Below are 13,324 nucleotides of genomic sequence, written 5' to 3'. Positions count from 1 at the left end.
CTGTGAAGACGTTTTGAAAATCGGAAATTACCAACTTAAGAATAATCTCATCGTTGCCCCTATGGCAGGTGTGACTGATAGACCATTCCGAGAGTTGTGCCTCCGCTATGGTGCGGGTATGGCCGTCAGTGAAATGATGTCCTCAAACCCGAAGCTATGGAAAACGTCTAAGTCTAAACAACGCATGGTACATGAGGGCGAATCGGGCATTCGTTCTGTACAAATTGCGGGGTCCGACCCACAGCTTATGGCTGACGCGGCTCAGTTCAGTGTTGAAAACGGTGCGCAAATCATCGACATCAACATGGGCTGCCCAGCAAAAAAAGTGAATAAGAAGCTAGCCGGCTCTGCATTACTGAAGTACCCAGAGATCATCGAAGATGTCCTGAAAGCGGTGGTAAACGCAGTAGACGTTCCTGTGACGTTGAAAACCCGTACTGGCTGGGATACAGAAAACAAAAACTGTGTCCAAATCGCTAAACTAGCCGAAGACTGCGGCATACAAGCTCTTGCCCTGCATGGCAGAACAAAAGCGTGTATGTACAAAGGAGAGGCCGAATATGACAGCATTAAAGCGGTAAAAGAGGCAATCTCAATTCCGGTTATCGCTAACGGTGATATTGATAGCCCAGAGAAAGCCAAATATGTACTGGAGTATACCGGTGCAGACGCTTTAATGATCGGGCGCCCTGCCCAGGGTCGTCCTTGGATTTTTCAGGAAATCCAATACTTTTTGGAAAACGGCACCACAATGCCTGGACTTCCTGTTGAGGAAGTAAAGAGCATTATGCTGGGTCATGTGAACGCTCTCCATGAATTTTATGGTGAGTATTTAGGTCCTCGTATTGCGCGTAAGCACGTAGGTTGGTACCTAAAAGAACATGAGCAAGCAGGTGAGTTTCGCCGTACCTTTAACGCACTTGATGCAGCCGAGCTGCAACTTGAAGCGTTAGAAGGTTACTTTGATAACGTTGCATCATAATTAAGAGAAGAGCTAGACCGAATATGTTCGAACAAAATCTGACTTCAGAAGCATTAACAGTAACTACAGTAACGTCACAAGACCAAATTACTCAGAAGCCTTTACGTGACTCTGTTAAAGCATCTCTTAAAAACTACTTGGCTCAATTAAACGGCCAAGAAGTCACAGAGCTATACGAATTAGTTCTAGCTGAAGTTGAACAGCCACTACTAGATACCATCATGCAATACACTCGCGGTAACCAAACTCGCGCAGCGACTATGATGGGTATCAACCGCGGTACTCTTCGCAAAAAACTTAAGAAATACGGCATGAACTAATCGTTCTGACGTAAATTCTTGCAGAAAAAGCCGAGTTCAGTCATGAACTCGGCTTTTTCTTTGGCTATCGATCGGGTAATAGAGGGGGCTTTCACGATTCACTCGCGAACGCCTCCAGAATTGAACAGTGGCTGGCATCATCATCCACATGACCACAACAAGCATCATTTATCTTTTTCAGCGCTTTACGGATACGCGTGAGTTCCTCAATTTTGCTATCAATCAGCGCCAGTTTCGCCGTCGTGATCGATTTCACCTCCGCACAGCTATGCTCTGTTGCTTCCAGTTTGATCTCTAAGAGCTCCTTGATTTCCTCCAAACTAAGTCCTAAATCCTTTGCCCTGAGAATAAACCCCACCTGTTTCTGGTTTTCTTCATCATATAAGCGATAACCAGACTCACTGCGCCCCACAGGCTTAATCAGCCGATTTTTTTCATAAAAGCGCAGGGTATCGGTCGAGACACCGCAGCGTTTTGCTAATTCACCAATCAGGAACATAACTCCCCTTATTAACCATCTCGTTACTTTTAAAGGTAAAAATAGAGTTTTTTGCAATTATTTATGCGATGCCAAACGATTGCGCGAGCTTTTTTGTAATAAATTAGTTAGAATGCACCCCGTCAAGTTCAGAGGCGACTAATTCATCAATATTAGTCGGTCGAAAGGTCTTTACCAAAACTGGCCAATATCTTACTGCTCACTGTAAGAACAAGTTCATTTTTGGCAAATATCTTTATCTTAATCTAACTCTGTGACTTAGAGGAAATGGAAGCATGAGTAACGCTCGCCCTATTCGCCGCGCCCTAATCAGCGTATCAGACAAAACAGGCATTGTTGAGTTTGCAAAAGCTCTGGCTGATCGCGGTGTCGATATCCTATCTACTGGTGGTACTGCTCGCCTATTGGCTGAGCAAGGCATTTCTGTAACGGAAGTATCTGACTACACGGGTTTCCCGGAAATGATGGATGGTCGTGTAAAAACGCTTCACCCTAAAGTTCACGGCGGTGTTCTTGGCCGTCGCGGTCAAGATGATGACGTGATGGAAAAACACGGCATCAACCCTATTGATATGGTCGTGGTTAACCTATACCCATTTGCAGAAACCGTAGCCAAAGAAGGTTGCACGCTGGCAGACGCGGTAGAAAACATCGATATCGGCGGTCCGACTATGGTTCGCTCAGCAGCGAAAAACCACAAAGACGTGACTATCGTCGTTAACGCTCACGACTACGACCGCGTCGTGGCAGAGATGGATGCAAACGACAAATCCCTCACTCTAGAAACTCGCTTTGACCTTGCTATCGCGGCATTTGAGCACACAGCGGCTTACGATGGCATGATCGCGAACTACTTCGGTACTATGGTTCCTAGCTACGGCGAGAATAAAGAGGGCGATGAAGAATCGAAATTCCCTCGCACCTTCAACCAACAGTTCATCAAGAAACAGGACATGCGCTACGGTGAGAACAGCCACCAAAACGCCGCTTTCTACGTGGAAGAAAAACCACAAGAAGCGTCTGTTTCAACCGCGAAGCAAATCCAAGGTAAAGCACTTTCTTACAACAACATCGCAGACACAGACGCAGCACTTGAGTGTGTGAAAGAGTTTGCTGAACCAGCATGTGTGATCGTTAAGCACGCCAACCCATGTGGTGTCGCACTAGGTAAAGACATCCTAGAAGCTTACAACCGCGCCTACCAAACGGATCCAACGTCAGCATTCGGCGGTATCATCGCATTCAACAAAGAGCTAGATGCGGAAACCGCAACAGCCATCGTTGAGCGCCAGTTTGTTGAAGTCATCATCGCACCTAAAGTATCAGCAGAAGCGATCGAAGTGGTTGCAGCGAAGAAAAACGTTCGCCTACTTGAGTGTGGTGAGTGGTCAACCAAGACAACGGGCTTTGACGTGAAACGCGTCAACGGCGGTCTATTGGTTCAAGACCGCGACCAAGGCATGGTTAGCCTAGATGACCTGAAAGTGGTTTCTAAGCGCCAGCCAACCGAGGAAGAGCTAAAAGACGCACTATTCTGCTGGAAAGTCGCGAAGTATGTGAAGTCGAACGCGATTGTTTACGCCAAAGGCGACATGACGATCGGTGTCGGAGCAGGCCAAATGAGCCGCGTTTACTCAGCGAAAATCGCCGGCATCAAAGCGGCAGATGAGAACCTTGAAGTTGCAGGTAGCGTGATGGCATCGGATGCATTCTTCCCATTCCGTGACGGTATCGATGCCGCGGCAGAAGCAGGCATCAAATGTGTGATTCAACCAGGTGGTTCTATGCGTGATGACGAAGTTATCGCCGCCGCAGACGAACACGGAATGGCGATGATCTTTACCGGTATGCGTCACTTCCGCCACTAATACATTAAGAGGTGCCGAGAGGCACCTTTTTCTCAACAAGATTAAAGGATATTGAAATGAATATATTAGTAATCGGTGCTGGTGGTCGTGAACATGCTCTTGGCTGGAAAGCAGCACAAAACCCAAACGTTGACACTGTCTTCGTTGCACCAGGCAACGCAGGTACGGCGCTAGAACCAAAGCTAGAAAACGTCAACATCGACGTTGAAGACATCAAAGGCTTGGTTGCGTTTGCTCAAGAAAAAGCGATTGAACTGACTATCGTTGGCCCTGAAGCGCCATTGGTTATCGGTGTCGTTGATGCATTCCGCGCTGCGTGCTTGCCAATCTTCGGCCCAACCGAAGCCGCAGCGCAGCTAGAAGGCTCGAAAGCCTTCACTAAAGACTTCTTGGCGCGCCATAAAATACCAACTGGCGCTTACGCGAACTTCACTGAAATCGAGCCAGCATTGGCTTACGTTCGCGAGCAAGGTGCACCGATCGTAGTGAAAGCGGACGGCCTGGCAGCAGGTAAAGGCGTGATCGTTGCCATGACGCTTGAAGAAGCGGAAGACGCCATCAAAGATATGCTGGCGGGTAATGCTTTTGGTGAAGCAGGTAGCCGAGTGGTTATCGAAGAGTTCCTAGACGGCGAAGAAGCCAGCTTCATCGTGATGGTGGATGGCAAGAACGTTCTGCCAATGGCCACTAGCCAAGATCACAAACGCGTCGGCGACAAAGATACTGGTCCTAACACGGGTGGTATGGGCGCTTACTCTCCTGCCCCAGTTGTTACACCTGAGATCCACGACCGCATTATGCAGGAAGTGATCTACCCGACCGTAGAAGGTATGGCGTCAGAAGGTCATCCTTACACTGGCTTCTTGTATGCTGGTCTGATGATTGATAAAGACGGCACGCCAAAAGTGATTGAGTACAACTGTCGCTTCGGCGATCCAGAAACTCAACCAATCATGATGCGTATGGAGTCAGACCTGGTTGAACTTTGCTTGGCAGCTATCGACGAGAAGCTGGACCAAGTCGAATCAAAATGGGCACCTCAAGCCTCTATTGGTATCGTACTGGCAGCGGGCGGCTACCCAGCGGCGTACAATAAAGGCGATGTGATTTCTGGTCTTCCACAGCAAGAAGTGGCAGGCGAGAAAGTCTTCCACGCGGGTACCGACAACAAAGATGGCGACATCGTGACAAACGGTGGCCGCGTACTGTGTGCGACTGCGCTAGGAAATACAGTCTTAGAAGCTCAACAACGTGCTTACGAGCTTGCTAAGCAAATTAGTTGGGATGGTATGTTCCACCGCAATGACATTGGCTACCGTGCGATTGAGCGCGAGCAAAGCAAATAATCACTTCGCAACATACAAAATGATAAAAGGCGCTCAGTGAGCGCCTTTTATTTGTTATTGAGGAATCGAATCTAGCTTTCAATCAAGCTTGGCCTTTCGATGCAGTCATGATCGTCTTCAGCCAGCATCAACAGAGCTTCAATCACCACTTTGTTGTTTCGGTCAGAGCCCAAAAACGCCACATAGCTGTCGATAGCGGCCAAACGATTGACCACAAAGCTAGGCAAAGTTTGGTTAAACTCCACCTCATCAAACGACTTATCGGTGCATGTTTCGAATTCACTGCCATCCCAATAGCCCTGGATCAACTGCGAGCCTTGATTATTTTGCTCTTTAGTAATTTTAGGGATGTTAAGCGCTTCTTGTTTTAACCAATCCAGCTTACTGGCGCTCAAAGGCAATACTTTCCCATCAATGCGGTATTGCTGATATATCGCTTCGCCACGCTTATTGAATCGCACATGGATGGTATAAGGAAGCAGCTCTTCGTTGTCGTTGACCTGCTCACCTTCACGGACAAGCTCTCTCAGCTCTCCACCAGCCCAGCGGTAGTCCGTTTTAAACCAACCATAGTCACCCGCGGTTACGTAGTCCGCTGCCGTATAAGGCGAGACCAATCGCTCGGTGTACCAATAAAGACTGGTGGTATCTCCCATCGTGCGTCCGCCTGTATAGTCTCGATACTGATCTAAATCAGACCGAGAAGGACCCGACGAGCAGCCCACTAACAAAGAGAACATCAGAGAAGGCAACAATAAGTTTTTCATCATAAAAAAATACGCCAAGATATGGACTACCTTGGCGTATATTAAACTATTCCAGAGAAAAACGCTGGACTTGCTTATTTAATTTATTTTACTGCGTCTTTCAGCGCTTTACCTGATACGAATGCAGGAACATTTGCAGCAGCGATTTGGATTTCATCACCAGTCTTAGGGTTACGGCCTGTACGCGCTGCACGGTGGTTAACTTTAAATGTACCAAAACCAATTAGTTGAACTTGGTCGCCCTCTTTAAGTGCTTCAGTTACACCGTCAAGAGTCGCTTCAAGAGCCGCTTTAGCTTGAGCCTTAGACAGGTCAGCTTTCTCTGCGATAAAATCGATTAATTGGGTCTTGTTCATTAGGTTTCCCTTCTCATATGTTATCGAATCCAGCTCACTCTAAAGCATAAATGCCCCATCTGGCAAAGGTTTGTAAGCGATCTTTGACTTTCATGACGTACTTTTAACCATATTCTGAGTATTAACTCACAATTTGTTACTACACCACCTGCGACTCCCTCTTGTTTTTCGCCCAAATAGGCCTTATTAATAACGCTACAATCGCCTGTGAAGCCTGATATGACGGGCCTTGTACGATGAAAAAACACTCACACCAATAATGCTCAGGTATGATTTACCAAATCTCGAATGGTTTATTCTGATGGGTTACATGCAAAGTTCGGTTGTGATACCAATGTCTTTGTTCGGTGTGTACATTATTTGAATGACTCCCACAGAACGCCCCACATTGGCGAGAATATAACCTCTATAGGATCTGTATGTTTCTGCTAACCCTCTACATCGGTATTGCTATTGGCGTATCGTTTATTTGTTCTGTATTAGAAGCGGTATTGCTAAGTATCACCCCTAGCTATCTGGCGCAACTTCGTCAACAAGAGCACCCGACAGCGGATAAGCTCTCTGCTCTAAAAGACGATATTGACCGCCCGCTGGCGTCGATTTTAACGCTCAACACCATTGCTCACACGATAGGTGCCGCCAGTGCGGGTGCACAAGCGGCCGTTGTGTTTGGCAGCGAGTGGCTGGGCGTATTCTCAGCGGTTCTGACCTTAGGTATTTTGGTGTTGTCTGAAATTGTGCCAAAAACCATTGGTGCCACCTATTGGCGTCAGCTCGCTCCAACCGCCGCTATCGTTTTACGCTGGATGGTGTGGGCTCTCACCCCATTTGTTTGGTTCTCAGAGCAAATTACCAAACGCCTGTCTCGTGGTCACGAAACACCTAAAATGCGTGATGAACTGTCTGCCATGGCGATTCTGGCCAAAGAAAGTGGTGAGTTTGCTGAAGGAGAGTCTAAGATTCTAGACAACTTACTGGGTATTCAAGACGTTCCAGTCACACAAGTGATGACACCACGCCCGGTCGTTTTCCGCGTAAGCGCCGAAATGAGCATTACCGAGTTTCTCAGTAGCCACCGAGACACGCCCTTTTCGCGACCATTAGTGTATAGCCAATCGAAAGATAACATTGTTGGCTTTGTGCATCGGCTTGAACTATTCAAGCTCCATCAAGCCGGACGCGGCAGCCAACAGCTTGGCTCGGTGATGCGCCCGGTTCATGTATTGCTGAACACCATCGCATTGCCTCAAGCGTTTGAACAGATGATGGCCAATAGGCTGCAACTGGCCATGGTGGTCGACGAGTACGGCACCGTACAAGGCATTCTGACGCTAGAAGACATCTTCGAACATTTGGTCGGGGAGGAAATTGTCGATGAAGCAGACCGTGCGACAGACATGCAGCAATTGGCCTTTGAGCGCTGGGAAAAATGGAAACAAACCCACAGCGTGATAGAAAACCGTGACGATGAAGAAACCAACCACTCGTCAACCAAGTAAATAAAAGTAAGGCTAACCATCTGGTTAGCCTTACTTTTATGAGGTTTTAAATGCGTAATTCCGCGATTATTTTACGCTGACGCCAATGTTGCTGACGCCTTCCTCTCTCAGCTCTTCACGCAAATCTTTGATCAGGTCAATATCGCGCTCTTCGGCATCTTTTAATGGACGGAAAATCGCCCACTGAACATCCCACTCTGCACAAACCGCTTCGTTATCTTTTTGATTCTCGTTAGTGATCTCATCGCCGCTCTGCGCTTCTTCAAGCTGAGCCACCGTTACCACCGATTGTTGACTCACTTTTTGCATGCTCTCAAACAAATCGTCACGGTCTAGCAGACCATGTAACAGCGTCGACAAGCCAATACACGCGTCAATGGCTGGGTAGACACCATAAAATTCGAAATCTTCTGAGCTTGGGATGATCTCTTCCAGCTTTTCCAACTGACGCTCAAAGTTCACCTTGGCGTTTTTTACTGTTAGAAGCTCCCAAACGCTATCTAGGATATCCCTGTAAATACGCTCTTGCGCAAACTCAGTACTTTGACAAAACATGGCATAGTTTGGATACATGCGTTCACATAAACACGCCATAAAGGTAATCTGTTTCCAGGGTTCTAACTTCTCAAGGCGAAGCTGAAGAGGGTTCTGTAGCATAGCGACTCATCGGTTGCAGAAATAAACAGCGAGAGTTTACTTGATAACCAGCAGGGAAAAAAGAAAGGCGATGAACAATTTCACTCACAAAATCTACCTTTTGACTGAGGATGACCAAAAATACCAGCAATTACTCGAACAAGCGCAACTGCCTGCTCTAGAAATCACAACCAATAAAAGCGAGGCGAGTATCTTACTGGCAGCCCCACCTAAGGCAGTGGGAATGCTCGAAACATTCCCCAAACTAGAGTGGATACAGTCAGTTTATGCCGGGGTCGATGCGCTTATTCCCGACCTCACAAGTAAGTCAATTGAGCTGACTAACGTCAAAGGCATTTTTGGTCAGCTTATCGCGGAATACGTGCTGGGCTTCACAATACAGCACTACCGACACTTTCAGGATTATAAAGCTAATCAAGAGCAGCAAATTTGGTCTCCCAAGCCTTACTCATCTCTCGCCGATAAACGGATGCTGATCTTAGGGACGGGTTCGATCGGAAGCTACCTTGCCAATTCCGCCCATTCACTCGGCTTAAGCGTTTCTGGTGTGAACAGTCGAGGTATCCCGGTCAAAAATGCTAAATTTGATGCGATTTATCATATCCAAGAGTTACCCGCAGCGCTTCAAGAGGCCGACATCGTGGTCAATACTTTGCCCGATACACCAACAACCCAAAAGCTCTTAAATTACCAGACATTGGCGCATTGTCACAACGTGCTATTGTTTAACGTTGGTCGTGGCAGCGCTATCGATGAACAAGCCTTGTTGGACGCGATTCAACACCAACAGGTGGAACATGCGTTCCTCGACGTCTTTGAAGTAGAACCGCTTGAGAAGGGTCATCCGTTCTGGCACAACTCCGCTATCACAGTCACACCACACATTGCAGCACTCAGCTTTCCTGAACAGGTCACGGATATATTTAAAGATAACTATCAACGTTGGCGAGATGGGTTCCAATTGGCTAATAGCGTCGATATCGAGAAAGGCTATTAAAGCGATGATAGCAACTGACAGGCCTGATGAAGGTAAATAAGCGTATGCTAGAAGAAACACTCAAACAGATCCGCGCCTGCACGCTCTGTGAGCCTCACTTGCCGCTTGGGGCCAACCCCGTCATTCAAGCCAGCGAATCGGCCAAGCTCTTGATCATTGGCCAGGCTCCGGGGCTCAAAGTACACAACACGTCGATACCTTGGAATGACCCGAGCGGTGATCGGTTAAGGGAGTGGCTGCAACTCGATAGAGAGCAATTTTATAACCCGGATGAAATCGCGATTATGCCGATGGGGTTGTGCTACCCGGGTAAAGGGAAAAGTGGCGATCGGCCGCCAAGAAAAGAGTGTGCGCCAAAGTGGCATGCCAACGTTCTGTCACAATTACCTAATGTAGGTATGACGTTGTTAGTTGGCCAATATGCGCAGAGTTACTACCTTAAGGACAAACCCAAAACACTGACTGAGACGGTAAAACAGTGGCGTCACTGGGCTCCTCATTACTTACCGCTTCCCCACCCTTCACCACGTAATACATTGTGGTTAAAGAGAAACCCATGGTTTGAATCAGAAGTGGTGCCGTATATGCGGGAATACGTCCACCAGCACTTGAAAAGCTGACTTAAGCGAGCTGCTAAAGTCAGCTTAGAGAGGTGAGGTTAGTCCGAGCCAAATAAGTCGCGGGTATAGACTTTATCAGCAACGTCTGAAAGCTCTTGCGCCATGCGGTTTGACACAATGACATCTGATTGAGCTTTGAAGGTCTCCAAATCGCGTACCACTTCCGAATGGAAGAACTGCACGTCTTCCAGCACTGGCTCATACACAATCACTGTTATGCCTTTTGCCTTGAGGCGCTTCATAATGCCTTGAATCGAGGACGCACGGAAGTTATCCGACCCTGCCTTCATGATCAGGCGATAAATGCCGACTACCTTTGGTTCACGCTTCAATATAGACTCCGCGACAAAGTCTTTACGCGTTCGGTTGGCGTCCACAATCGCGCCAATGATGTTGTTCGGTACCTCTTGGTAGTTTGCCAACAGTTGCTTGGTATCTTTAGGGAGACAGTAACCACCATAACCAAAGGATGGATTGTTGTAGTGATTACCAATGCGCGGGTCTAAACCAACACCTTCAATGATCTGACGCGCGTCTAGACCATGCGATTCTGCGTAAGAATCTAACTCATTGAAATACGCCACACGCATCGCAAGGTAAGTGTTAGAGAACAGCTTCACCGCTTCCGCTTCGGTTGAATTGGTTAGCAATACGTCGATATCTTGCTTTACTGCGCCTTCCACTAACAAATCCGCGAACTCTTGAGCACGTTCACTTCGCTCACCGACGATGATTCGTGACGGGTTAAGGTTATCGAACAGTGCTTTGCCTTCACGTAAAAATTCAGGCGAGAAGATGATGTTATCGCAGTTTAACTCTTGTTTAATACGCTCTGTATAGCCCACCGGCACGGTAGATTTAATCACCATGACCGCATCTGGGTTGATGACCATGACCTCTTTAATCACAGACTCTACAGAAGAGGTATTGAAGTAGTTAGTTTCTGGGTCGTAATCGGTCGGCGTTGCGATAATGACATAATTTGCACCGTGCAAAGCTTGCTTAACATCGGTAGTTGCCCGCAGCGTGAGCACCTTATCACGTAGGTATCGCTCAATGTCGGGATCAGCGATAGGCGATAAACGATCATTAATTAAATCGACTTTTCGTTGTAGAACATCAAGTGCTATCACTTGGTGATTTTGCGCCAAAAGAAGCGCGTTAGACAGCCCAACATAACCACAACCAACCACGGCAATTTTCATTGTCACCTTCCTGCTAAATCCGATCTCTTAGTTAGCATTGAGGTGTGAGATTTCAGCGGTAAGACGCTTCATTGACAGTTTAAAGACATAAAAAAACGGAGACCGAAGTCTCCGTTATCTCTATAGCTAAGTCGCTTGAGGGAATTACATCATACCGCCCATGCCACCCATACCGCCCATGCCGCCCATATCTGGCATTGCAGGCGCGTCTTTTGCTGGAAGGTCGGTTACCATCGCTTCTGTTGTGATCATTAGACCAGCAACCGATGCTGCGAACTGAAGAGCAGAACGAGTTACTTTAGTTGGGTCTAGGATACCCATCTCTAGCATATCGCCGTACTCGCCTGTTGCTGCGTTGTAACCGTAGCTACCTTCACCCGCTTTCACGTTGTTCGCAACCACTGAGTCTTCGTCACCAGCGTTCTTCGTGATTTGACGGATAGGTGATTCCATCGCACGTAGCGCAACGCGGATACCCACGTTTTGTTCTTCGTTGTCACCTTGAAGGTCAACAATCTTAGACGCCGCGCGGATCAGTGCCACACCACCACCAGCAACAACACCTTCTTCAACCGCTGCGCGAGTTGCGTGCAGTGCATCTTCTACGCGGTCTTTCTTCTCTTTCATTTCAACTTCAGTCGCTGCGCCAACTTTGATCACTGCAACACCGCCCGCTAGTTTAGCAACACGCTCTTGTAGTTTCTCTTTGTCGTAGTCTGAAGTTGCTTCTTCGATTTGCTGACGGATCTGAGCCACACGGCCCTGGATCATCGCTTCTTCACCGATACCGTCGATGATAGTTGTATTTTCTTTCGTGATTGCAACGCGCTTCGCTTGACCCAGATCTTCTAGCGTCACTTTTTCAAGCTCTAGACCAACTTCTTCAGAGATCACTGTACCGCCAGTTAGGATAGCGATGTCTTGTAGCATTGCTTTACGACGGTCACCAAAACCTGGCGCTTTAACCGCAGCCACTTTCACGATGCCACGCATGTTGTTGACAACGAGTGTTGCTAGCGCTTCACCTTCAACGTCTTCTGCAATGATCAGAAGAGGACGAGATGCTTTCGCTACTGCTTCTAGAGTCGGCAGCAGTTCACGGATGTTCGAAACTTTCTTGTCGATAAGAAGAATGAATGGGTTTTCTAGGTCCACAGAACCCGCTTCTTGGTTGTTGATGAAGTAAGGCGATAGGTAACCGCGGTCAAACTGCATACCTTCAACCACATCTAGCTCATCGTGTAGAGCCTGACCTTCTTCAACCGTGATCACGCCATCGCGACCCACTTTTTCCATCGCTTCTGCAATGATGTTACCCACACTTGAATCAGAGTTAGCAGAGATAGTACCAACCTGAGCGATCGCTTTTGTATCAGCACACGGTACAGATAGTTCTTTCAACTGTTCTACTGCTGCCACGACCGCTTTATCGATGCCGCGCTTAAGATCCATTGGGTTCATACCCGCAGCAACTGCTTTAAGACCTTCGTTTACGATTGATTGTGCAAGCACTGTCGCTGTTGTCGTACCGTCACCCGCAGCGTCATTCGCTTGAGACGCCACTTCTTTTACCATTTGCGCGCCCATGTTCTGGAACTTGTCTTCCAGCTCGATTTCACGCGCAACAGATACACCATCTTTAGTAATAGTTGGGGCACCGAATGATTTGTCTAGCACAACATTACGGCCTTTAGGGCCAAGAGTTACCTTAACTGCGTCCGCTAGAACGTTTACACCTTCTAGCATTTTAACTCGTGCGTCATTACCAAATTTAACGTCTTTAGCAGCCATCTTTGATTTCCTTTCTAAAATTCTTTGTGTTTGATTTCGTTATTTGAATCTGAGCAAAAACTTACTCAATGATTGCTATTATCCAACGATCGCCATGATGTCGTTTTCAGACATAACCAGCACTTCTTTACCGTCGATTTTTTCAGTTTTCGTGCCGTAACCTTCAGCGAAGATAACTGTATCACCCACTTTAACGTCTAGCGGTAGCACAGTGCCGTTTTCTAAGATGCGGCCTTTACCTACAGCTAGAACTACGCCGCGAGTCGATTTCTCTGCAGCAGAACCAGTCAGAACAATGCCACCCGCTGATTTAGACTCAACTTCTTGGCGTTCTACGATAACTCGGTCGTGTAATGGACGAATGTTCATCGGTCGTCTCTCCTGAAAATTTACATGTTATTTGATAATTACCCCGAA

14 protein-coding genes are annotated in these 13,324 nt (G+C 47.4%); 7 read left to right on the top strand and 7 right to left on the bottom strand.

Annotated features, from left to right (window positions below; all coding sequences use genetic code 11):
- Positions 1 to 13 precede the first annotated feature (13 nt).
- Both dusB and fis read left to right on the top strand, forming a co-directional pair.
- The gene (gene dusB, locus VNE01S_RS15955) at positions 14 to 982 is read left to right on the top strand and encodes a tRNA dihydrouridine synthase DusB (protein WP_053397158.1); all 969 of its coding nucleotides are present in this window, start codon (positions 14 to 16) and stop codon (positions 980 to 982) included.
- Positions 983 to 1,005: 23 nt separating this feature from the next.
- On the top strand, positions 1,006 to 1,302 hold the full coding sequence (gene fis / locus VNE01S_RS15950; protein WP_000462885.1) for a DNA-binding transcriptional regulator Fis: 297 nt from the start codon (positions 1,006 to 1,008) through the stop codon (positions 1,300 to 1,302).
- Between the two features lie 91 nt (positions 1,303 to 1,393).
- Here the strand turns inward: fis and zntR are convergent, their stop codons facing one another.
- Positions 1,394 to 1,801, bottom strand: a complete 408-nt coding sequence (gene zntR, locus VNE01S_RS15945; protein ID WP_053397077.1) for a Zn(2+)-responsive transcriptional regulator — start codon at positions 1,799 to 1,801, stop codon at positions 1,394 to 1,396.
- 275 nt (positions 1,802 to 2,076) lie between these two features.
- Between zntR and purH the strand changes: the two genes are divergently transcribed.
- Together purH and purD are read left to right on the top strand one after the other, a co-directional pair.
- Entirely contained in the window at positions 2,077 to 3,669 is a 1,593-nt protein-coding gene (gene purH / locus VNE01S_RS15940; RefSeq protein ID WP_053397076.1) for a bifunctional phosphoribosylaminoimidazolecarboxamide formyltransferase/IMP cyclohydrolase, read from the top strand.
- Between the two features lie 56 nt (positions 3,670 to 3,725).
- The gene (gene purD, locus VNE01S_RS15935; RefSeq protein ID WP_053397075.1) at positions 3,726 to 5,015 is read left to right on the top strand and encodes a phosphoribosylamine--glycine ligase; all 1,290 of its coding nucleotides are present in this window, start codon (positions 3,726 to 3,728) and stop codon (positions 5,013 to 5,015) included.
- Between the two features lie 71 nt (positions 5,016 to 5,086).
- Here purD and VNE01S_RS15930 read toward each other — a convergent pair whose 3' ends face one another.
- Together VNE01S_RS15930 and hupA are read right to left on the bottom strand one after the other, a co-directional pair.
- Positions 5,087 to 5,782 (bottom strand): DUF1481 domain-containing protein, encoded by a 696-nt coding sequence (locus VNE01S_RS15930; RefSeq protein ID WP_053397157.1) that lies wholly within the window; start codon positions 5,780 to 5,782, stop codon positions 5,087 to 5,089.
- Positions 5,783 to 5,865: 83 nt separating this feature from the next.
- Positions 5,866 to 6,138: a nucleoid-associated protein HU-alpha gene (gene hupA, locus VNE01S_RS15925; RefSeq protein ID WP_053397074.1), complete on the bottom strand. Its 273-nt coding sequence runs from the start codon at positions 6,136 to 6,138 to the stop codon at positions 5,866 to 5,868.
- A gap of 419 nt (positions 6,139 to 6,557) precedes the next feature.
- Between hupA and VNE01S_RS15920 the strand changes: the two genes are divergently transcribed.
- Positions 6,558 to 7,637, top strand: coding sequence for a CNNM domain-containing protein (locus tag VNE01S_RS15920; RefSeq protein ID WP_053397073.1), 1,080 nt, complete (start codon positions 6,558 to 6,560; stop codon positions 7,635 to 7,637).
- A gap of 66 nt (positions 7,638 to 7,703) precedes the next feature.
- Here VNE01S_RS15920 and VNE01S_RS15915 read toward each other — a convergent pair whose 3' ends face one another.
- Positions 7,704 to 8,294, bottom strand: a complete 591-nt coding sequence (locus VNE01S_RS15915) for a YjaG family protein (protein WP_053397072.1) — start codon at positions 8,292 to 8,294, stop codon at positions 7,704 to 7,706.
- Between the two features lie 70 nt (positions 8,295 to 8,364).
- Here VNE01S_RS15915 and VNE01S_RS15910 point away from each other — a divergent pair, with 70 nt between their 5' ends.
- Both VNE01S_RS15910 and VNE01S_RS15905 read left to right on the top strand, forming a co-directional pair.
- Positions 8,365 to 9,291, top strand: coding sequence for a D-2-hydroxyacid dehydrogenase (locus tag VNE01S_RS15910; RefSeq protein WP_053397071.1), 927 nt, complete (start codon positions 8,365 to 8,367; stop codon positions 9,289 to 9,291).
- Between the two features lie 44 nt (positions 9,292 to 9,335).
- Positions 9,336 to 9,911, top strand: coding sequence for a uracil-DNA glycosylase family protein (locus VNE01S_RS15905; RefSeq protein WP_053397070.1), 576 nt, complete (start codon positions 9,336 to 9,338; stop codon positions 9,909 to 9,911).
- Positions 9,912 to 9,949: 38 nt separating this feature from the next.
- Here the strand turns inward: VNE01S_RS15905 and VNE01S_RS15900 are convergent, their stop codons facing one another.
- The 3 genes from VNE01S_RS15900 to VNE01S_RS15890 all read right to left on the bottom strand — a co-directional run bounded on the left by VNE01S_RS15900 (position 9,950) and on the right by VNE01S_RS15890 (position 13,276).
- The gene (locus VNE01S_RS15900) at positions 9,950 to 11,116 is read right to left on the bottom strand and encodes a nucleotide sugar dehydrogenase (RefSeq protein ID WP_053397069.1); all 1,167 of its coding nucleotides are present in this window, start codon (positions 11,114 to 11,116) and stop codon (positions 9,950 to 9,952) included.
- 144 nt (positions 11,117 to 11,260) lie between these two features.
- Positions 11,261 to 12,907 carry a chaperonin GroEL gene (gene groL / locus VNE01S_RS15895; protein WP_053397068.1) on the bottom strand — a complete coding sequence of 549 codons (1,647 nt, stop codon included), beginning with the start codon at positions 12,905 to 12,907 and terminating at the stop codon, positions 11,261 to 11,263.
- A gap of 78 nt (positions 12,908 to 12,985) precedes the next feature.
- Entirely contained in the window at positions 12,986 to 13,276 is a 291-nt protein-coding gene (locus VNE01S_RS15890; RefSeq protein ID WP_053397067.1) for a co-chaperone GroES, read from the bottom strand.
- Between the last annotated feature and the right edge of the window lie 48 nt (positions 13,277 to 13,324).

Source organism: Vibrio nereis NBRC 15637 (genome assembly GCF_001591105.1).
GTDB classification, from domain to species: domain Bacteria; phylum Pseudomonadota; class Gammaproteobacteria; order Enterobacterales; family Vibrionaceae; genus Vibrio; species Vibrio nereis.
The sequence above is the reverse complement of the archived record's forward strand: the minus strand, read 5'-3'. Positions and strand labels throughout refer to the sequence as shown.

Coding starts and splice junctions, on each gene's coding strand:
- VNE01S_RS15890 (WP_053397067.1), bottom strand. CDS start 13,276: ATGAACATTCGTCCATTACACGACCGAGTTATCGTAGAACGCCAAGAA.
- VNE01S_RS15900 (WP_053397069.1), bottom strand. CDS start 11,116: ATGAAAATTGCCGTGGTTGGTTGTGGTTATGTTGGGCTGTCTAACGCG.
- VNE01S_RS15910 (WP_053397071.1), top strand. CDS start 8,365: ATGAACAATTTCACTCACAAAATCTACCTTTTGACTGAGGATGACCAA.
- VNE01S_RS15920 (WP_053397073.1), top strand. CDS start 6,558: ATGTTTCTGCTAACCCTCTACATCGGTATTGCTATTGGCGTATCGTTT.
- VNE01S_RS15930 (WP_053397157.1), bottom strand. CDS start 5,782: ATGAAAAACTTATTGTTGCCTTCTCTGATGTTCTCTTTGTTAGTGGGC.
- zntR (WP_053397077.1), bottom strand. CDS start 1,801: ATGTTCCTGATTGGTGAATTAGCAAAACGCTGCGGTGTCTCGACCGAT.
- VNE01S_RS15915 (WP_053397072.1), bottom strand. CDS start 8,294: ATGCTACAGAACCCTCTTCAGCTTCGCCTTGAGAAGTTAGAACCCTGG.
- purH (WP_053397076.1), top strand. CDS start 2,077: ATGAGTAACGCTCGCCCTATTCGCCGCGCCCTAATCAGCGTATCAGAC.
- groL (WP_053397068.1), bottom strand. CDS start 12,907: ATGGCTGCTAAAGACGTTAAATTTGGTAATGACGCACGAGTTAAAATG.
- purD (WP_053397075.1), top strand. CDS start 3,726: ATGAATATATTAGTAATCGGTGCTGGTGGTCGTGAACATGCTCTTGGC.
- VNE01S_RS15905 (WP_053397070.1), top strand. CDS start 9,336: ATGCTAGAAGAAACACTCAAACAGATCCGCGCCTGCACGCTCTGTGAG.
- fis (WP_000462885.1), top strand. CDS start 1,006: ATGTTCGAACAAAATCTGACTTCAGAAGCATTAACAGTAACTACAGTA.
- hupA (WP_053397074.1), bottom strand. CDS start 6,138: ATGAACAAGACCCAATTAATCGATTTTATCGCAGAGAAAGCTGACCTG.